The 21,008-nt window shown below is 50.1% G+C and carries 15 protein-coding genes; 11 read left to right on the forward strand and 4 right to left on the reverse strand.

The genetic code is table 11. The features are described 5' to 3' along the window. The first annotated feature begins 505 nt into the window (after positions 1 to 505). The 9 genes from H6F57_RS12130 (at position 506) to H6F57_RS12170 (ending at position 12,958) form a co-directional block, all read left to right on the forward strand. Positions 506 to 3,106, forward strand: coding sequence for a glycosyltransferase (locus tag H6F57_RS12130; protein WP_242024977.1), 2,601 nt, complete (start codon positions 506 to 508; stop codon positions 3,104 to 3,106). Next, positions 3,103 to 4,911, forward strand: coding sequence for an ABC transporter ATP-binding protein (locus H6F57_RS12135; protein WP_190629617.1), 1,809 nt, complete (start codon positions 3,103 to 3,105; stop codon positions 4,909 to 4,911). Before H6F57_RS12130 ends, H6F57_RS12135 begins: the two co-directional genes overlap by 4 nt. 65 nt (positions 4,912 to 4,976) lie before the next feature. Then, on the forward strand, positions 4,977 to 6,737 hold the full coding sequence (locus H6F57_RS12140; protein WP_199289875.1) for an ABC transporter ATP-binding protein: 1,761 nt from the start codon (positions 4,977 to 4,979) through the stop codon (positions 6,735 to 6,737). Between the two features lie 152 nt (positions 6,738 to 6,889). After that, positions 6,890 to 7,474 (forward strand): acyltransferase, encoded by a 585-nt coding sequence (locus H6F57_RS28000; RefSeq protein WP_190629612.1) that lies wholly within the window; start codon positions 6,890 to 6,892, stop codon positions 7,472 to 7,474. Continuing rightward, positions 7,471 to 8,049 (forward strand): acyltransferase, encoded by a 579-nt coding sequence (locus H6F57_RS12150; RefSeq protein ID WP_199289874.1) that lies wholly within the window; start codon positions 7,471 to 7,473, stop codon positions 8,047 to 8,049. Before H6F57_RS28000 ends, H6F57_RS12150 begins: the two co-directional genes overlap by 4 nt. Then, a complete protein-coding gene (locus H6F57_RS12155) occupies positions 8,042 to 9,223 on the forward strand; it encodes a hypothetical protein (protein ID WP_190629610.1) in 1,182 nt (393 codons plus the stop codon). Before H6F57_RS12150 ends, H6F57_RS12155 begins: the two co-directional genes overlap by 8 nt. Position 9,224: 1 nt before the next feature. Beyond that, the gene (locus H6F57_RS12160; protein ID WP_190629608.1) at positions 9,225 to 10,388 is read left to right on the forward strand and encodes a hypothetical protein; all 1,164 of its coding nucleotides are present in this window, start codon (positions 9,225 to 9,227) and stop codon (positions 10,386 to 10,388) included. 7 nt (positions 10,389 to 10,395) lie between these two features. Beyond that, the gene (locus H6F57_RS12165; RefSeq protein WP_190629605.1) at positions 10,396 to 11,649 is read left to right on the forward strand and encodes a glycosyltransferase; all 1,254 of its coding nucleotides are present in this window, start codon (positions 10,396 to 10,398) and stop codon (positions 11,647 to 11,649) included. Further along, positions 11,642 to 12,958: a glycosyltransferase gene (locus H6F57_RS12170; RefSeq protein ID WP_190629603.1), complete on the forward strand. Its 1,317-nt coding sequence runs from the start codon at positions 11,642 to 11,644 to the stop codon at positions 12,956 to 12,958. Before H6F57_RS12165 ends, H6F57_RS12170 begins: the two co-directional genes overlap by 8 nt. A gap of 23 nt (positions 12,959 to 12,981) precedes the next feature. Here H6F57_RS12170 and H6F57_RS12175 read toward each other — a convergent pair whose 3' ends face one another. The 3 genes from H6F57_RS12175 to H6F57_RS12185 form a co-directional block, all read right to left on the reverse strand. After that, entirely contained in the window at positions 12,982 to 14,175 is a 1,194-nt protein-coding gene (locus H6F57_RS12175; RefSeq protein ID WP_190629601.1) for an ABC transporter permease, read from the reverse strand. 108 nt (positions 14,176 to 14,283) lie between these two features. Next, entirely contained in the window at positions 14,284 to 15,645 is a 1,362-nt protein-coding gene (locus H6F57_RS12180; protein ID WP_190629599.1) for an efflux RND transporter periplasmic adaptor subunit, read from the reverse strand. Positions 15,646 to 15,675: 30 nt separating this feature from the next. Beyond that, entirely contained in the window at positions 15,676 to 16,413 is a 738-nt protein-coding gene (locus H6F57_RS12185; protein ID WP_242024976.1) for an ABC transporter ATP-binding protein, read from the reverse strand. Positions 16,414 to 16,588: 175 nt separating this feature from the next. On the opposite strand from H6F57_RS12185, the gene H6F57_RS12190 reads away from it, so the two are divergent. Next, a complete protein-coding gene (locus tag H6F57_RS12190) occupies positions 16,589 to 16,852 on the forward strand; it encodes a DUF2584 family protein (RefSeq protein WP_190629596.1) in 264 nt (87 codons plus the stop codon). Positions 16,853 to 16,869: 17 nt separating this feature from the next. On the opposite strand, the gene H6F57_RS12195 is transcribed toward H6F57_RS12190, so the two are convergent. Further along, a complete protein-coding gene (locus H6F57_RS12195; protein WP_190629595.1) occupies positions 16,870 to 19,143 on the reverse strand; it encodes a hypothetical protein in 2,274 nt (757 codons plus the stop codon). 314 nt (positions 19,144 to 19,457) lie between these two features. Here H6F57_RS12195 and H6F57_RS12200 point away from each other — a divergent pair, with 314 nt between their 5' ends. After that, positions 19,458 to 20,969 carry a methyl-accepting chemotaxis protein gene (locus H6F57_RS12200; protein WP_190629594.1) on the forward strand — a complete coding sequence of 504 codons (1,512 nt, stop codon included), beginning with the start codon at positions 19,458 to 19,460 and terminating at the stop codon, positions 20,967 to 20,969. Positions 20,970 to 21,008 lie beyond the last annotated feature (39 nt).

A 21,008-nucleotide genomic window follows, 5' to 3' on the forward strand; every position in this document is an offset into this window, starting at 1 on the left:
TTTTAAATCATGCTCCATCCAAATAACAAATAAATTTTCTTAATGCAAGAATGGCTTACTACAATGAAAGGTTTTAGACACCTAAGGCCCAGAAATTCGTATGAAAATCGGATTTTAGCTGTGGAAAACGACTAACTACCGGGATCTTTGCTGATAATCATTCTCGTTACGAGGCTTTCAGTAAATCAGTAACTGAGCTTGCTAAATCAGTATAAAAGGCGTATCATCCAACCATAAAAATAAAGCCATGGCTTTCGGAAAAAGTCGGTAAGCATGCGGGTTTTAAGCACGTGGGTTGACTGAGATTTTTCCTCTGAGCCTAGTAGTTTCCGGCTAGATAACCTACGGCACGATTGCTGCTGCACAGAGGTTAAAGGCGATTGATATATCTTGCTTTGGCAACAATCTTTATCCGTAAGAATTTTTTCTTAAGGGGCTAAGATTTTTGTTGGGCTTGGTGTATTGCTCCTTTTCGACTAGTGCTTGGGGAGACCGTAGAATTACTATGGGATTTTTCATGGAAAGTATTGGGGTGCGCCATTCTTTGAGCGATCAGGAGTTGAATGACGAACGTTTAGAAGCAGGCTCGGACAGGCTCATTCTTGAGCCTAAAAGCCCAATTCCTCGACTCGCTGTCAAAGGCAAATTTCTATTCTGCGATGGGCAAAAGCTCTATATAAAAGGAATTACCTACGGTACATTTTGTCCTAACTCCCAGCAGGAGCAGTTTCCGGAACCTGAAATAGTTGCCCATGACTTTGCTCAGATGGCGTCACAGGGTATTAATTCTGTACGGGTATATACAGTTCCCCCTAAATGGTTGTTAGACCTAGCCCACCGGCATGACCTTTGGATAATGGTAGGACTTCCTTGGGAGCAACACATCGCTTTTTTGGATGCTCCCCAGCGAATTGCAGATATTGAACAACGGGTCAGGTTAGGAGTTCGTGCCTGTTCTAAGCATCCAGCGCTATTGTGTTTTGCCATTGGCAACGAGATTCCCGCTTCGATGGTGCGCTGGTATGGTCGGCACCGTGTAGAAGCTTTTCTCAAACGCCTGTATTGGGCTGTTAAAGCAGAAGACCCTGATAGCCTAGTAACCTATGTTAACTACCCCAGCACGGAATATTTGCATACACCCTTTGTAGATTTCTACTGCTTTAATGTCTATCTAGAATTGCAAGACCGCTTAGATGCCTACCTAGCACGATTGCAAAATCTAGCTCAAGATAAGCCTTTAGTTATGGCGGAAATTGGGCTTGACAGTCAGAAAAATGGTGAAGTCAAGCAGGCCGAAACACTGGCTTGGCAAATTCGGTCCATTTTTGGCAGTGGATGTGCCGGATGTTTTGTCTTTGCCTGGACAGACAAATGGTACAGAGGCGGATTTGAAATTGAGGATTGGGATTTTGGGTTGACAGACCGTAGTCGCCAGCCCAAGCTCGCCCTTCAGACAGTTCGTCGAGCTTTTGAGGAAACGCCTTTTTCTGCCAGTATAGAGTGGCCTAAAATTTCTGTCGCCGTTTGTTCCTACAACGGTTCCAGTACTATCCGAGATACGCTGTCGGCCCTGCAAAATCTTGATTATCCGAACTTTGAAACTGTAGTAGTAGACGACGGGTCAACTAATGGGGTAGCCCAAATTGCTCAGCAGTATAAGGGCGTTCATCTTATTGTTCACCGTCAAAATGAGGGACTGAGTGTTGCCCGCAACACGGCTCTAAACGCAGCTAGTGGAGACATCATCGCCTATATAGATGATGATGCTTACCCCGATCCCCATTGGCTAACCTATCTAGCAGCAGCCTTTCTGCAAGCTGACTGGGCCGGGGTTGGAGGGCCAAATTTGCCGCCACCAGGCGATGGGCTGATTGCAGACTGTGTCGCCAACGCTCCCGGAGGCCCTGTTCATGTACTGGTGTCTGATCAAGAGGCAGAACATATTCCCGGTTGCAATATGGCCTTCCGGGTTAACCGGCTAAAGGAAGTTGGTGGTTTTGATCCGCGGTTTCGGTCGGCTGGGGACGATGTTGACATTTGTTGGCGTTTGCAGAACCGTGGTTGGAAAATAGGGTTTAGTGCGGCAGCTGTGGTATGGCATCACCGTCGTAACTGTGTGAAGACTTACTGGAAGCAACAAAAAGGCTACGGGAAAGCCGAAGCGTTACTAGAGGAAAAATGGCCAAAGAAATATAACGCTGTCGGGCACCTTAGCTGGGCCGGTCGATTATATGGCAAAGGACTAGTGCGAGTGTTGTCTTTTCAAAAGCAACGAGTTTATTTTGGAAGTCGGGGAAGTGCCCCTTTTCAATCAATTTATCAGGCTGCACCAGATCTCTTTAGTTCTCTTTCGACCATGCCCGAGTGGTATTTGCTAACACTGTTACTGGCTGGGCTATCCACCCTCGGCTACTTTTGGCCGTATGCGCTGTGGGCTATTCCCTTGCTCATGGCCGCGAGCGCTGTGCCGGTTTTGCAAGCCATCTGGAGTGCCTCCCATGCTGAATTTACGACGCTCAACCGTAGCCGTTTGAATCGCCTTAAGCTGTATAGCTTGACAACATTGCTATATTGCATTCAGCCTCTAGCGCGCCTGTGGGGACGCTTAGATAACGGCCTCACACCTTGGCGTAGACGAGGTAAGACATCGCTTAAGTGGCCAAGATGCCAATCCAGAGCTTTGTGGAGTGAGGAATGGTATTCGTCGGAAGATTGGTTGTCAGACTTTTATCAAGGGTTTAGTCGGCATGGTGCGATCGCAAGTCATGGTGGTGACTTCGACCCTTGGGATTTGGAAATCAGGAGCGGGCTTACTGGATCGATTCGGATACTAATGGTAATTGAAGAGCATGGGAATGGTAAGCAACTCGTTCGACTACGCTCTTGGCCCAAAATTGCCCCTACTGCCGTCGGTATTCTAATAATCATGATTTTGCTAACGGCGGCGGCCGCTAGAGATGAATCAATTTTTGCAGCGTTTGTCTTAGGTTGTGCGACCTTTGCCGGAGGTGCAACTATCGCTTGGGATTGCTCGACTGCGGCCTCAACCTACCTCCAATCAGTCAATCAGTTAGCCAGTTCCAGAAACTGTGAATTAGTCCAATGAGCCTAATTCGCTATAAGCGCCTGTTACCCTACCTGTTGCGTCATTGGCCGTTGCTGGTGCTCATCGTTGTTTTGACCCTGTTGGCGTCTCTTCTGGCAGCCCTGCAACCTTGGCCTTTGAAGATTTTGGTAGATTATGCCCTCGGTGATACAGCTTTACCTCATGTCTTAAGCACACTCCTGTCTGCTTTACATCAAGAGAAGTCAGCAGTTGCCCTAGTTGTCTTAGCAGCCCTGAGCAGCTTTGGTCTTTACTGCATCAATTCAGTCTTCGACGCAGTCTTGAGCCTGGCATGGGCAACCATGGGTCAAAAAACTGTATACGAGCTATCAGCGGCACTATTTTCACAACTGCAAAGACTTTCACTTCAATTTCATCGTCACAACGCCGTTGGAGACTTTCTCGATCGCCTGTCGGTAGACACCTATAGTGCCTACACCTTAACCAACATTCTCCTGGTTTCGCCAATCCGGCAAAGTGTCTTGCTGTGCACCCTCGGCTTGGTCGCTTGGCAACTCGACCCTGGCTTGACAGTCATCACGTTTGCGGTAGTACCGCTCATGGTAATAGTTGCTCTTGCTTGTGGAGCCCAGCTCAAACGGTTAATGCAGCATCAACGCCAAGCCCAAGCGCAGGTGATGAGTTTTGTCCATCAGACGTTGACCTCTATACCTATTGTTCAAGCTTTTAGCACTGAAGATGCTAACCAAAACTATTTTGGCTTGCTAGCGGCACGTTCAGTTGCTTCATCACAAAGAAATCGACTTTTTGGTAGCTTGCTTAACACAACCAATGGTTCTATTGCTGTGATATCTACAGCCATCGTTATATTTTTTGGAGGTACTAAAGCAGTAGCCGGTGTAGTGACTGTCGGTAGCCTATTAGTGATATTGGACTATTTACGCTCTATTCAAGCCGCGTTTAGAGAGCTGTTCACTAACTATAGCAAGCTAAAATCTCTTGAAGTCAATATAGATCGTATTTTTGAGATTATTGATTCTGATGATAAAATCCCAGAGCCATTAACACCAATTAGTTTCCCTACTGGCCGATCCCGAGGAGATATTTGCTTTAAATCAGTTACATTTGGTTACGAACTCAATAAGCCAATCTTAAAAAAGATATCTTTCACAGCCAAGGCAGGAGAAACTATTGCCGTTGTAGGCCCTAGTGGGGCCGGAAAAAGTACGCTACTATCCGCTATCCCTCGTTTTTTTGATCCTTGGCAAGGCCAAGTTCTAATGGATGGCCTCAATGTGAGAGATCTGCCTGTAAGTGTGGTGCGATCGCAAGTTGGCCTAGTGTTACAAGATCCCTTTTTATTGCCTTTAAGTGTTGCTGACAATATTGCCTATGGCAGACCCAACGCCACCCGTCAACGTGTTATACAGGCAGCAAAAATAGCTAATGTAGATAGCTTTGTTGACCAACTGGCTCATGGCTATGACACTGTAATAGGGGAGCGAGGAGCCACTTTATCAGGAGGCCAAAAGCAGAGGATTTCGATTGCTCGAGCACTTTTAAAAGATGCGCCAATTCTAATTCTAGATGAGCCCACTTCAGCCTTAGATGTTCAAACCGAAAGATCCATAATGGATGCACTAGATCGACTGATGGCTGGGCGTACCACCTTTATCATTGCTCATCGCCTATCCACAGTTAAGCGAGCCAATCGTATTTTAGTGCTAGACCAGGGCCATTTAGTAGAGACAGGTACCCATCAGGAGTTAATAGATGCACAGGGGCTTTATGCACGCTTGCATTACCTGCAAGCTAAAAAAACGTTCGGAGCGGTCATGCGATGAAGCCATGGTGGTTAAGGCTTAGTCAATACGCACAGCCTCACTGGGGTGGCCTTGGGGCTATTTTAGTGCTGACCTCAACAACGATCGGTATCAACGTTCTCAAACCCTGGCCTCTAAAGCTAATCATTGACAATGTTATTGACAACAAGCCTTGGCCCTCTTCACTAGCCTGGTTCCAACGCCTGCCAAGCGCAGAATCTACGACGAGTCAGTTAACTTGGTTGGCGGGTAGCACCGTCCTGATCTTTCTAGCTGCCGAAGGTCTCAACCTACTGCAAGCTTACCTACAAGCAGGTATAGGGCAGCGTATGCAGTATGACTTGGGTGGCACTCTATTTGATCATCTTCAGCGATTATCTCTAAAGTTTCACACCACGCAGCGAACTGGAGATTTAGCCAAGCGGGTGCTTGCTGACAGTAGCTGTGTTAGCAACCTTATCTTCGGTGTTTTTCTAACAATTTTGACGGCTTTAGGAAATTTAGCTGTCATGTTTATTGTGATGTGGCAACTTAGCTCCCTTTTAGCCTTGATGGCTTTGATCGCAATGCCATTTTTCTTGTTATTAATACAGTTATTCAATCGACCAATGGCCCAATGGAGCTATCGTCACCAGCAATTGGAAGGTGACATGATGGCTCTCAGTGAGCAGACTCTATCCGCTATTCCAGTAGTTCAAGCCTTTAATCGTCAGGATTTAGAAGATCAGCGCTTTAACCAACTGGTCCGTCATACTTTGAAAGCTTTTCAGAAAATGACCTTAACTCAGGTTCAGTTTAAGATTGGGGTCGGCAGTATTACTGCTTTAAGCACAACAGCCTTAATGTCACTAGGTGGATTGCAAGTATTGCAAGGAACTCTGACGGTGGGTAGCTTGCTAGTATTTATTAGCTATCTAACAGCTCTTTATTCACCCATGGAAACCTTGGCCTATAGCTCTTCTGGCTATGCTGCGGCTGCCGCTGGTGCACGACGCGTATTTGAAGTATTAGCTGTAGACGAACAAGTTCAAGAAAGTACCCATGCGGGTGCCTTTCCAGCGGCAAAGGCAAGAGGGGAAGTTTGTTTTAATCAAGTCAGTTTTGGTTATCACATCGATTCACCTACGCTAAAAAACATTTGCCTAGACGTAGAGTCTGGCGAAGTTGTTGCCTTTGTAGGCTCAACTGGAGGAGGAAAAAGTACTCTAATTTCTTTGATTCCTCGGTTTTTTGATCCCGATAAAGGACGAGTTTTAATCGATGGAATTGATTTGCGCGAACTTACAATTAAGGCGGTGAGATCTCAGGTAGCCCTAGTGCCTCAAGAGCCCTTCCTCTTACCCCTAACCATTGCCGATAATATTGCCTATGGAACTGTTAATGTTACTCGCGATCGAGTTATTCAAGCAGGTATGGTTGCTAATGCTCATGATTTTATTCAGCAATTGCCCCAGGGATATGACACAAAAATTGGAGAACAGGGATCAACTCTATCTGGGGGAGAAAAACAGCGTATTTCTATTGCCAGAGCTGTGCTTAAAGACGCTCCAATTTTGATTCTAGATGAGCCTACCTCTGCACTAGACTCTCAAACCGAGAGATCTATTATAGAAGCGCTAGATCGATTGATTACTGGGCGGACCACCTTTATTATTGCCCATCGCTTATCCACTGTTAGACAAGCCCATCGTATTGTGGTTTTGGAGCAGGGCGAAATTCTTGAGGTTGGCAGCCATGAAACATTACTGTCTGCTGGAGGTCTTTATGCTCGACTGCACACAATGCAGCACCACCATAATCACAATTCTCTTACTGGTTTTATAGAAAAAAACGGTTTCATATCCTGAGAGTCGATGGCAAAGGCTTATAGACGTAGAGTCTTCTAAACACTACTCTTCTCAGGCTCATCACCCTGCCAAAACAATTAGCCGAATTCGCTAGGAAGAAAGCTTATCTTGACAGATCAAGTATTGAAATACAGTGGGGCAAATGTACTCTAATGGATTTAAGTGAATTAGCTTCAATTACTGGTGATTGGGACTACAGTGAACTGCCGTCTAATGTGTACTTAGGTCAGGATTGTTGGTTGGAAAGAAAAGAGAGCTTTAACCGTTACCGCAGTCAAAAAAAAACAGGCATGGTTTTAGGGAACTTCGTAAAGGTATATACCTGGACAACGTTTAATATAGAGCCCTCTGGAAGTATTTTTGTAGGAGATGAGTCTATTCTCGTGGGGCCTACATTCATGTGCCAGAATCAGATTACTATTGGCAACCGCGTTGTCTTGTCTTATCACGTTACTGTTGCTGATTCCGATTTTCATCCCATTGATTCAGTCTTGCGTAAGCAAGATGCCGTAGCTAACAGTCCTTTTGGAGACCGCTCGCAGCGACCAACAATTATCTCGCGCCCAGTCATTATTGAAGACGACGCTTGGATTGGAATTGGAGCCACGATTCTTAAAGGAGTTCGTATTGGTCGAGGGGCGCGTGTTAGTGCTGGGGCCGTTGTTACTTCAGACGTTCCTCGTGGGATTACTGTCGTCGGCAATCCTGCTGTCTTTCTTGATGGAGACTCGACATGATGCAGAGTTATAGGCTGGATCACGACTGGTTTTCTGCACCACTGCCAGACAATGTTGTCTTAGGTGACCGGAATTGGATCTATAGCAGCTTTGCTTTTCGCCACTATTATAGTCAGCAGTCTGTCGGGCTACAAACAGGACATGACACCGGCATTTATAACGGCACGTTCTTTAATTTAGGGCCAAATGGAAGAGTCGAAATAGGCAATTACTGTACCTTGGTTGGGGTTATTATTTGCACCGATTGTAGTGTTGTTATTCGAGATTATACTTTTATCGCCCATGATGTCGTTCTAGCTGACTCAACTGTAGCTTTTCCTTTTGTAGATTCTTCTGAAAATTGGGAGAGCAATAGTTCTTCTAAAGAGATGGGTAGCCCTATCGGCATTCTAATTGAGGAAAATGCTTGGATTGGAGCTAAAGCAATCCTATTAAAAGGTACGCATATCGGTGCGGGTTCGATTGTAGGTGCCTGTTCTGTTGTCAGTTCGGTAGTTCCACCTTACACAATTGTAGTCGGCAATCCAGCTCGAGTTGTCCGTCACTTAGATAAGCACACTAATTATTATGGCTAAAGAGAAGTTCAAAAAAGGAAAAATTGTTGTTTTTGGGATTCTTTTTTGGTATCCCTTAGCAGGAGTTACCTATCAGTTTCTTAATTACTTAATAGGGTTACGCAACTTAGGTTATGACGTTTACTACGTCGAGGATTCTAGCCGCTGGCTCTACGACCCCAAAACCGATATCTTGACACCAAAGGTGACAGAGAATCTCCAGGAAATTGTACCTATTTTAGATGCCTACGGATTTCATGAGCGCTGGGTATTCCGAGATTATTTAAGTGGAGAGTGTTATGGGATGACATCTTCTCAACTTTTACAGCTTTATCAGGATGCAGATGCTTGTTTAAATGTGACAGGAGATCAGGACATTAAGGATGAACAGCTAACATGTCGTCGTCACGTTTATATTGAATCTGACCCAGTGATTTCTCAGTTTAAGTTGGCTGACGGTGATGTCAAGATGATAAAACATTTGGCTCATCATGATACATTTTTTAGCTTCGGAGAAAATTTAGGAAATGCTGACTGCGGGGTTCCAGTTGGTCAGTACGAATGGAAGCCAACTCGTCAACCAGTTGTGTTATCACTTTGGCAACATAGCTATGGTGCTGGGGAAACTTATAATACTATCGCGACGTGGAATAACAAGGGTAAAGACATTACCTATCGGGGTGAAACATATTATTGGCGGAAGGCTCGTGAGTTAGAGAAATTTTTAGATTTGCCCCATAAAAGTCCTCTAAAGTTTGAGATTGCCGCGAATGTCAGTAAAGATGAAAAAATAACTGTCAAGGAACTGCTCAATCAACACGGCTGGCAGCAATCAGATGCTGTTAAGCTCTCCCAAGACATACAGAGATACCAAACCTACATTCAGACATCCCGCGGTGAATTTACGGTCGCTAAAGATCAATACACGCGATTGCGAACAGGATGGTTTAGCGATCGCTCAGCCTGCTACTTAGCAGCAGGTCGGCCTGTTATCACTCAAGAAACGGGGTTTAGCAAGTTTCTTCCTACTGGCAAAGGATTATTCTCATTTCAAACTATGGAGGATATTTTAGTAGCATTGGATGAGATTGAAAGTGACTACGAGGGCAATTGTCGTGCTGCACGGGAAATTGCCGCTGAGTATTTTGCGGCAGAAAAAGTGCTTGGTAGTTTAATGGAGCGAGCAGAGTTGTAATATGGCGCGCATCATCGTTTGCGGCTACATGATTCGCTATCCTCTAATAGGAATGCTTTTTGCTTTTTTTCACTATGTGTTGGGGCTTTCTCGACTAGGGCACGAAGTTCTGTATCTGGAGGAAAGCGGTTGGCCTCAATCTTGCTACAACCCAAACCACCAAAATTATGGTGATGATCCGCAATCAGGACTTCAAATAGTTCAAGCCATGATGTCAAGCTTCGGGCTACAGATTTCAGTATGCTATATCAATCGTGATTCTGGTCAAATCTGGGGAATCACTTGGGATGATTTAAAGCAGACTCTGAAAACAGCAGATTTACTCTTAAACATTGGCGGTGTGTGTTGGCTACCCGAATTTCAAACGTGTCAACGTCGGGCTCTGATTGATCTAGATCCCTTCTTTACACAAATCGGACGCTTTGCGACTGAAGACTTACACGAATATCAAGCCTACTTTAGCTACGGAATGAATATTGGACAGCTTGGCTGTACCATTCCAACCAATGGCATTGATTGGCACCCAACATTGCCTCCCGTTGTTACAGAAATTTGGCAGGGAGTTGCGTTTACTAAGCCGTCAGTGACAGAGGATAAGTTGCATACTTCCTTAACCACAATTGCTAACTGGAGCGCCTATGGCGGAGTGATTTATGAGGATGAATATTATGGCCAAAAAAACGAAGAATTTTCAAAGTTACTGGGGTTGCCGAGTCATACCTCACAAAAATTAGAATTGGCGCTTTCCGGAGTTGATATTGAAACGAGAGAGCAACTATTGGCCGCAGGGTGGTCTATTCGAGATGCAGGTGAAGTTAGCAAAGATCTATCAACTTATCAAGCCTACATCACTAGTTCCCAAGGAGAATTTAGCGTAGCCAAACAGGCCTACGTGAAAACCCATAGTGGATGGTTTAGCGATCGCTCAGTTTGCTACCTAGGTGCCGGACTACCCGTAGTTCTTCAAGACACGGGCTTTAGTGAGTGGTTGACCGTTGGACAAGGTGTATTGCCATTCTCCTCTTTAGAAGAAGCTGTAGATCGCATTGAACAAGTTAATGCAGATTACTTAAATCATTGCGCGGCTGCCAGAAGAATTGCTGAACAGGTATTTAACTACAAAGTAGTGTTACCTCGATTAATTGAGATTGGCTTAGGAGAATAAGTACACTATGGCATCGAATCCTGAAGTAACCATTGCAATCCCTACTTATAACCGCTGTGGCTTATTAGAGAAAAGTCTTAAGAGTGCATTAGCCCAAGACTATTCAAATTTCCGTGTTTTAGTGCTAGACAATGCTTCTTCTGATGAGACTAAAACCGTTGTTCAGTCACTCTCAGACCCTCGAATTACCTATGTCCGAAACGAAACTAATATTGGGTTATTCCGCAATTGGAGTTGTGCTATTGAACTAAATTCGAGCCCTTATATAACAGTTTTGCAAGATGACGATGAGCTACTTCCAGGTTTCATTACAGAATCTATTTTAGGATTAGAAAAGCACCCGAGTGCGGCTTTATCAGTCGCCAGCATCAGAGCGATTGACATAGCAGGTGATCTGTTCACATCGCCTGACGATATATTGCCTAAAGGGGTTCTATCTGGCCTAGACTATCTTCATGGAATTGTTGCTGGGCGCAACTGGCCTATACACCCTTCATCAGCTATGATGCGGTCTTCAGTGTTAGAAGAAATAGGATCTTTTGACACCCCTCATTCTGAATTTTCAATTGATTTTAATTTATACTTCCGAATGGCATCCCGTTTTGATATCATTTTTCTGCCAAAGGAATTTGTTTCAATTAGATATCATGAGGGACAATACACTCAGCTTAGAATCATGCCTGGGGGAATTGCACCACTTGCTGTTATTGCAGAGCGCTGTGATGCGATCGCATATTTACTAAAATCTGATCGTGCAAAGGATGATTCTTACCGATATTGGCTTGTTGATCGCTTGTTACATCTCAACATGCGTCGTAGTGAGTTAACATCTGAACTTGTTCCTGATCTGAATTTAAGTTGGGCAGAACGGTTGCAAGTTGCGCTTCAGGAAATTAATCGACTCATCCCAGTCGGAGACACAGTTCTCCTAGTCGACAATAACGAGTGGGGCAATACTGTTCTTCCAAAGCACTGCGTATATCCTTTTTTAGAAAAAGATGGATTCTATTGGGGTCCTCCACCTGATGATAAGACGGCTATTCGAGAGTTAGAGCGAATGCGACAGATGGGAATAAAATTCATGGTGATTAGCTGGCCAGCTTTTTGGTGGCTTGATTACTATTCGGGACTGCGGGAGCACATTTATTCAAATTTTCACAAACTTATTGACAATAGCCGAATGGTTGTTTTTGCTCTGAGGGGCATGGATCAAAAACAATCTCCAATTTCAAAACTTACAGATGAGGCTACGGATGACTAATCGTTCTGGGCCACAGATTAGCATTGGATTACCTGTTTATAATGGAGACAATTTTTTAGGGCAAGCTCTCGACTCAATTCTGGCTCAAACATTTGCAGATTTTGAATTGATCATTTCTGATAATGCTTCAACAGATAAAACCGAAACCATCTGCCGCACCTATTCTGCCAAAGATCCACGTATTCATTATATTCGAAATCAAGAGAACTTAGGAGCTTCAGCTAACTTCAATCAAGCATTCGCGCTTTCATCAGGGAAATATTTTAAGTGGATTGCCCATGATGATCTGCATAATCCTAAATTTTTAGAAAAATGCTTTCAGGTTTTAGATCAAGATCCTTCTGTAGTTTTGGTTTATAGCAAAGCAACTACTATTGATCCAAATGGCAAGACTATCCGTAAAGATTGGGGATGTGGAGCGGGGTTGAGTTCTATGTTGCCACACCAAAGATTTCGAGAAGGTTTACTTCCCCTCAAGCAGCCTATTCCTCTACCTATATTTGGGGTGATCAGAGCCTCTGCTTTGAGGAACACTCACCTGATGGCTGGCTATCCAGATTGCGACTGCGCGTTATTAGCTGAGTTGAGTCTTTACGGTAGGTTTTACGAAGTTGCTGAACCCTTATTTTTGCAAAGAGAACATGAACTCCGTGCAGGACCGCGGCTCTCCAGCAATCCCTACCAAGCTGTAGCGTTTTGGGATTCAAAAAAAAGTGGACATGTCGGTTTGCCTCATTGGGTGTTATTAGTTAGGCATTGGGCTGGTGTCAGTAGGGCTCCATTAGGATGGAGGGAGCGACTGCTTTGCTACAAAGAATTGCTCATTTGGATGAAGCGCAATCGGCAGTTACTCTTTAGAGATTTGGTAGTAGTTACAGAACGTGCTCCGGTTATTGGCCTCGGTATTGCTTTAGCTCACCAAAAGTATGTAGAAGTGAGTTGGAATAATAATCTTGCTTGTCTAGTTCGAGACATTAACCTGTTTACTCAAAATGGTGACTTGATTATTTGTGTAGATGAGGCCTGTTTTGGGACAGATTTTATTCAGGATCGCCGTATTCTGCCTTTTCTAGAACGCGATGGACAATACTATGGCCCACCCGCCGATGATGATACCGCTATTGAAGAACTAGAGCGCATGCGTCAATCTGGAGCTAGTTTTATAGTCTTTGGATGGCCAGCCCTTTGGTGGTTGGATTACTATTACGAGTTCCATAATTACTTATATTCAAAGTTTTCCTGTATAGACAAAAATAGCCGATCTGTCATATTTGCTTTGAATAAGAGTAACTGCGAGTCGTCTCAATAACGCTAGAGTTAACAACTGTGGCGCTACTCTCCTCGTAGCGCCTGCACCACGTCAATACGCGTCACCCGCAAGGCAGGCAGCAAACTAGCACCTACTCCAACCCCAAACGCAGCTCCCATAGATAGGGCCGCATCCTTTAGGTTGAATTCGTAGGGAGCTTCAAAAATAGTGGCGGTGGCGGTTTTGGTAAGGATGTGAACGGTGGCAACCGCTGCGGTTCCACCAATCAGGCTTAGTAAAGCCGCCTCGGCGATAAACTGAGCCATGATTTCTAAGTCAGTAGCCCCGATCGCGCGGCGCAAACCAATTTCGCGGGTGCGCTCCATGATAGCGGCGATGGTGATGTTAGCAATACCAACACCACCAATTACTAGGGCCAAGATGCCGACGGCTTTAAGGACACGAATTGAGGCCTGCTGGCGTTTGTCTTCCTCGTAGAGGTCTTCGACATTGCCGGCTAGGTAAATCTCATAGTTGGGGAACAGCTGCTGGAGCTGGGTTTCTACCGCGTCGCGAGTAGCTTCATAGTCGTTAAGGCTGCGCAGGGCGATTTGAATTTGCTGCCCGTAACCAGCTTGCCCTTGAAGCAGGGCACCGTAGGGTTCAGGAATCCAGAACGTACCTCTGGGTTCGCCATCTTCGCTCCCCCACAGATTTTTGTTTTCAATTAAACCAACTATCGTAAACCGGGTACCGTTGACAAAAACGTTTTCTCCTAGGGGCGAGGCATCTTGAAAGAGCTGCTGAGCCAGTACTGTATCGACAATAGCCACCGGTCGAAAAGCATCAAAGTCTTCTCGCTCAAAAAAGCGCCCGTCTAGCATCTGGCGACCAGTGGTGCGCTGATAATTTTCGGACACGCCAACGGCATCAAGATTGTCGGTGACGGTGCCTTGGTACTGTACCTCTGCTCCCCACAGCGGGGTGACGTGGCTAATACTGAGGATGCCAGATGTCTGCTCGATTTTGGCGATTGTTGCTTCGCTAAAGTCTGCTGGAGGCAGCTCACGTCCGTAAACCCAGGGGATGAGGTTGGGGTTGTCGCGGGCAGCTAAGCGATCTTGCATAACTCGGTTGCTAATGGTTTCGATATTGAGGGTGGCATTGACGGCGGCCACCCCCATGAAAATGCCTAGAGCAGTGAGGCCAGAGCGGACCCAGTTGCCGGTCAAATCTCGCAGAGTGGTGAGGCTTAAATCGATGGGAGAAAGAGCCATAGCAGTTGCTTGTCGTGGGTCGCTGAGAGCTCCGAGAGCCAGGGGCATGAGTCAAAAATAAGGGAGCTGGCGGTAGGGTTTCGACTAAGGCGATTGTCTACCGCTGTTTTAAGGAGCACCAGGCGTCTCAACTACCATGCCCTCGGTCAGGGGCTGGTCGGGTGGAATGGCGAGAATGACGAGGTCAGTTTCTTCAAGTCCAGAGACAATTTCAACGGCATCTAGGGTGTCGAGGCCGGTGGTCACAGTGCGCTTTTGGACTCTACTGTCGCTATCTACTACCCATGCGTAGGTTTCGCCGCCCTCCTGATGAAGGGCGTTGGCGGGCAGAGCTAGGGCGTTCTCTCGCTGCACCAAAATTACCTCAACGCTGACGGAACTGCCGGAGATAAGCACGCCGCTGGGGCGATCGAGTTGGGCGATCGCCTTGACCATAGCTTGGGAACCGCCGCCTTCGCCGTCGCTGTCACTAATCGCCTGGGGGGCAATGCTAATCACCCGGCCGGTGTAGTTTTCGGGGTTGGGGCCGATAACGCTGACCCGCACGGGCATGTTGACCGACACCTTATTGGCGTCGAGGGTCATGAGGTCAAATAGCACTACTTCTTGGTTAGGGTCACCGATGGTGAGCAGGGTGCCCTCGCTCTGCACGCCGTCGCCGGGCTGCACGTCGATATTGAGCACTACGGCGTCAAAGGGAGCAACGATGGCGTTGTCGGCAATGCGGGCGCGAACGTTAGTTAGTTTGGCCTGGTTTTGGCGAATCTCCAGCTCGGAGCGCTGTAGCTCAACCTCAGCCCCCCGCAGCTCAGACTGGGCCGTTTCTAGAGCGTCGCGATCCTGGTTGTAATCATCCTCAGAGATAAACCCCTGATCAACTAGCGATCGCGATTCGCTCAACCGCTCTTCGGCCCGCTGCACGGTGCGCTGGTGATCTTGTAGCACCTCGGCATTGCGCTGCCGCTGAAGTCTGAGAATTTCGGTTTGAATTTGGGCCTCGTCGAGCTCTTGCTCTAGGTTGCGATCGCGCAGCCGCAGCAGCACCGTGCCCCGCTCTACCCGCTGGCGCTCTTCCACCAGCACGGCCTCTACGGTGACATCCCCCGGCGCTTTAAGAACTTGCTGGTTGCCCAGGCTCATCACCCCCGAGGCATCGACCCGGTTCTCTAAGGTGTCGCGGCTGGGGGTGCCGGTAGTCACCACTACGGGGTCTACGCTGCGGCTCTGCCAGGTGCGGTAGCCCAGCCAGCCCCCCACGCCCAGCACCAGCACCAGCCCCGATGCCACGATCCACCTCAGCCCAGGGCGAGAGTTGGCCCGAGCGCCATCGTCGAGCAGGTCGTCATCGAACAGGCCGGAGCTGAGGGGTTTGAGGGTTTCCGCCAGAGCCAAAGGATCGGATGGGGGAGGGCCAGCATCCGCTGAGGCGCTGACGTGGGTGGAAGTGTCGGGATGGGGGTCGGGCGGCACGGAGCATTCCAAACAAAGGGCAGTCAGCTGCTACAGGGGGGCCAGGCGGCCCAACTCGGCAGGGCTGAGGTGGGCGTCGGTAACCTGGCCATCGCTCATCATAATAATGCGCTGGCTGTGGCGAGCCACCTCGTGGGAATGGGTCACCATGACGATGGTAATGCCTCGCTGGTGCAGGGCCTCAAAAATGCTCAGCACCTCTGTAGCCGACTGCGAATCGAGCGCCCCAGTCGGCTCGTCGGCTAGCAGCAGCACCGGCTGGTTGACGATGGCACGGGCAATAGCGACCCGCTGCTGCTGCCCGCCCGAAAGCTGGGAGGGGCGTTTATCCATGCGGTTGGCTAGGCCCATGTGGGTGAGGGCCGCAGCGGCTCGGCGCTGCCGCACTGATCGCCCCAGCCCGGCATACATCATCGGCAAAACCACGTTTTCTAGCGCCGTCAGGTTCGGCAGTAGCTCGTAGCGCTGAAAGATAAAGCCAATCTTGCGGTTGCGAATGCGGGTCAGCCGGGTTTTGTCGACCGTTGAGACATCCGTGCCGTCGAGGAGGTAGCGACCGCGGGTGGGGCGATCGAGACAGCCAATGATATTCATTAGCGTCGATTTGCCCGAGCCCGACTGGCCCATAATGGCGCAGTATTCGCCGGGGTGAATGGTGATATTGATGCGATCGCAGGCCCGCACGGCCGCTTCGCCGCTGCCAAACACCCGCGACACATTCTCCATGGTGATGACGGCGGCAGGTGGGGGGTAGGGTGGCGGGGACATGGGCGATCGCATAAACGCTATGGCGACGAGAGTTCCATACCGAGATGAAACCCACAGACCTAGGATAATTCCTTTACCTAATTTCTCTGGGGCCGGAGCCTAGACGCAGCGACGCAGTAGACGTTACCCTCTAGCTCTCCACCAGATTATCCCTTCAAAAACCGAGATACCGCCGATGGGAATGCCCTGTAAAATCAATAGCCTGCTCAAACTCAAGCCTGACCAGGGCTACCCCACTATGCTTGAAGTCGGGGCTCAACACCGAGTGCAAAAAGACGGCTATCGCATTTTTCCTATTGATGTGCCGCTGAGTTTGGTCGATGAAAACTGGCTTGCCCACGGCGACATCGTCATCGAAAAACTCACCTGGGAGCATCAGACCACTACTCTAGAGTTTCGGATTCACCGCGTCTACGCCACCCCATTTGCTATTCAGTAGTCAAGACTGTTTCAGCCTTATTCGAATTGCTGGCTGGCCGTCTGCCACGATAGCAGCTCGTATCGCCCCGCCTGATGCACCAGCAAGCCGGCGGGTTCACCTAGGGCCGGGTTGGTGAGCGCCACTACGGTTTGGGTGGCAAACATATCGCTGTAGAGCACTCGATTGTCCGCATTCAGGACGATGGTTTTGGGGGATGTTGTCTCTACCTGTACGCGCCAGTTTTTTAGCTGTGTTAGTGCTGCATCATTCCAGGTCAGCACTCGCTCTGGCTGGCCGTCGCCGGTCAGGTCAATGCTGTGCTGGGTGAGGTTAGTCAGGGCAGCCGTAAAGTCTGTCGGCACCGGCTGATCGCCAAAGATTGTGGTGGCTGTAGCGGCGATCGCCCCCGGTTCTGCAGGCTGGCCCTGGTCAGCATCAAGCCACATCAGCGCCCCCTGGGAAAAGACCAGTGGCGGCAGAGCAGAAGTATTGGTGGCGGGGCCAGTAGCCAGTAGGGTCACCGTGCCATTGGTCAAGCTGAGCCCGCGCACGGTCAGGGGTGCCGAAACGCCGGTGGTGGGGCTTACCCAGCGCAGCAGATGAGGCGATGCCTGGGCCGCAGTCTGCACTACCGGCCAGACCGCCGCCGGAGTTGCTCCAGCGGGAATTGATCCAGTCCCTCGCTGCCAGGTTTGACTCTGGTTCACAGCCTGCACATCAATGGCATACCACTGACCTAGAGCAGCATCGAGAGACTGACCGGGAGCGGCATAGCCCGCTTGAGGGGCAGGAATGGGCTGGGCCTGACCAATAAGAGCGGTGATAGGGGCTGCGATCGCCCCCGTCGTCTGGGCGCTGGCGGTCTCGGCGGCGATCGCGACTGTTGCACCCGCCTTAGCGCTGGCAACCGCTTGCGCCTGGGTGGTGTTCAAGGTAGCCAAAACCTTGGCCAATCGCTGGCGGGCGGCGGCGGGCACTGGCTGGCGGTTGAGCCAGTCTGGGGTAGCCCCATCTCGATTGGTGGGTTGGTTCTGCTGAGCCTTGAGGGCCAGACCGCCCCACACATACACAGCCGGTGGCGGGTCGGGCAGGGCAGCGGCGGCGCTAATGCGGTTCCACAGACGGCCCTGGTCAACGCCGAGGCGATTCAGCAGGGTGGGCAGCAGCTCAGGGCTGTCCTCCAGACGGGTCAGAGCTGGCTCCCATCGCCCGTCAATTAGCAGGGCGAGAATGTGCTGGGTTGGCGTTGACCAATCTTGCTCAGCCTGCTGGCGGGTGATCGCCCGATGGCGATCCATCAGCCGCAGCTGAGCCTCCGCTGCCGGGTTCCAGCCCTGGGATAGAACTGTTTTAAGGTTGGCCAGCTGGGTCTGGGCGGGGTGCCACAGTCCGCCTCGAGCCAGGCGCAGAGCCTGCTGATAGTCGCCTGCCTGAGCACCGGCATCCACTGGCACCCGCACCCATGACACCGACTGCACGCGCGGCCCGGGCATCACCTGTAACCCGCGCAGGGTTGGCTCAAGCCCTACAGTTTCGTCAATGACTAGATCGCTGGGGCCGTCACCATCCAGGTCGGCCCACTGGGGCGGGCGGTTGGCCGGACTACTCCAGGGGGTGAGCAGCTCTAGCCGCTGGGCCTGGGGGTCGACGTGCAGCAGCTGACCGTAGCGCAGAGTAAGGCCCTGCTGCTGCCAGCTGCCCTCTAGGGTGAGCCAAAGCCCATCAGTGGCAACGGGTGGTGCCGGCAGCGGCACTACCCGAGTGAAGTCAAAATCTGCCGGAACGGCCTTGGGCGCCTGGGGACTGCTGAGCCAGGGCGCTAGCACGGTGTCTTTCGGCAGGGCCGCAATCGGCAGGGTGGCGATCGCCCTCGGCTCTTCCCCACCGCCCTCGCTGGCAAACAGGTGCAGGGAGGCGATCGCCCCCGCCTCTAGCACCGGCACAAGCAGCACCTCTCGGTCCTTGGCCCTAGGCAGCTCTAATCGCAGCGGTTCTCCCACCTGCTGCTGGCTCGCCTCCGCCTGATGGCGCAGCTCCTCTAGGCTGATGGCGGGGGGCAGGGCCTCCGGCTGCGATCGCGTCAAGCGAGCTAGGGCCTGGGGCAACGCCGCTGGGTCAAGCATCAGCCGCAGCCCCAGGCGAAAACTCAACCCCAGCAGCAGCAGGCCACCGCTGAGCCCAATGCTGACCAGCACCAGCATCAGAGGCCTGCGCCAGAGCCGATGGGAGCGAGCACCGACCCAAATCTGTACGGTACCTGAAGCGCTGGCGGTTGAAACTTTAGGACGACGAGCTGAACGAAGGGGCATAGAGACTGCGCCAATTTCCTCTGCAACTCTATCGCAGGATATCAAGTGCAGACCCTTCGGCGAGGCCTTTTCCCCGGCAGTTGACGAAGTTTAGGCCCCGCCCGCTGCTAGCGAGCACCCCTGAAGCCGAAATTCTCTAGCTAAAGAGACGTTGAGTAACACTTTATAAGGGGAAGAATTGTGTAGCGTTCTTTGCTCGGGCCAGGAGCATTGTCAGCCAGTGGGGAGCTCCTTCAGGACAGAACATCAGAACGGACTGCTACTGATGTCGCTGCCACCGCCCAATCACATCTACAGCAACCAGGGAAAACGTGATGATGTTTCTATTCAAGAGATTGGCCTCTAGCAAAATTCGTACGCGGATTTTTGTAGGTTATCTCTGCGGTGCGCTCACGCTAACCGCCGTCGGTATCGTAACCTACTCCGCCATTGAGCAAATTCGCACCAGGCTAGTTTCTGTCAGTGCATCACAACAACAACTCTCCCGCGCTCAGCAGATCATCTGGTTAGACGAAGTGCTCACTCAGTCGATGCGCAACTATGTGTTGACCCAAGACAGCCGCTGGCAAGAACGCTACGATTTTTACTTTGGCCCGCTGGAGAACCTGATTATTGCGGCCCAGGCCGATGCCGCTGATCCCGAAATTCAGGCTCTTTTTGATCAGCAAAAGGTGCTTAACGACAAACTGGCTGAATTAGAGACTGAGACCCTCGAGCTGCTGCAAGCGGGGCAACCTGAACGGGCTTTGGCTTTGCTGGATGGGGCTGAGTACCAACAGACTAAAACGGCCTATACCAACACTGTCGAGGGCTTTCTGAACGATTCCCAAAAGGGGCTCGTCGCCCTTGAAAATGATCTCAACAACACCCTTGACCTTTCCTCCCAGCTAGCGCTGGGCATCCTGTGGGGCAGCATTTTAATTGGCCTTGGGGTGATTGCTTTGGCCTACTATCTGGCGGGTCACATTACGCAGCCGATTCTCGCTACGGTGGCGATTGTGCAGCGCATTGCCGCCGGAGATTTGCATGTTGAAATCCCGGCCGGTAGAGATGACGAAATTGGCCGCATGCTGGAGGCCCTGAGAATGATGACAACGCGCCTGTCTACCATCATTCAAGATGAACAGGTGGCGGCTAAACAGATGCTGGAGATTTCTGCCCATCTCAACGATGCCGCCCAGGGGCTTTCCTTCGGCAATTCTAAGCAAGCGGCTGGGGTGGCTCAAACGACAGTGTCGATTGAGCAAATGAATGTCGTAATTGACAGCAATGCCCAAAAAGCCAAGCGCTCCTACCAGTCGGCAATTCAGTCGGCAACGATGGTGGATGAGGGTGAACAGGCCGTCACCGAAACGATGCAGGTGATGCGAGAAATCCTTGCCAAAATCAACGTCATCGAGGACATTGCCGAACAGACCAACATGCTGGCCCTCAACGCCACTATGGAAGCTGCCCGGGCTGGCGAACATGGCAGAGGGTTTGCTGTCGTCGCCAAGGAGGTGCGTAAGCTGGCCGAACACAGCCGCACTGCCGCTGAAGAAATTACGGCCCTAGCCGATCGCAGTATGGTAGTGAGCAAACGCACCGGCGATCTCTTTAAGCAAATTGTCCCCAGCATTCAGCAAACCTCGGGGTTGATGGCCGACATTACCCGAGCCAGCCTGGAGCAGCATAACGGCATTGCCCAGATCAACAGCGCCATGGTGCAGCTGGACGAAGTCACCCAGCACAACGCGGTGGCGGCAGAGCAACTAGCCACCTCTAGCCACGCGATGGCGTCCCATGCGGTCCAGCTTCAGCGGGCCATGGCCTACTTTAAGCTTTAGAACTGGAGTTGTTGAGGGGACAAGACTGGTGAAGGGTAC

This window comes from Leptolyngbya sp. FACHB-60, from assembly GCF_014695775.1.
Taxonomy (GTDB): Bacteria; Cyanobacteriota; Cyanobacteriia; order Phormidesmidales; family Phormidesmidaceae; genus Nodosilinea.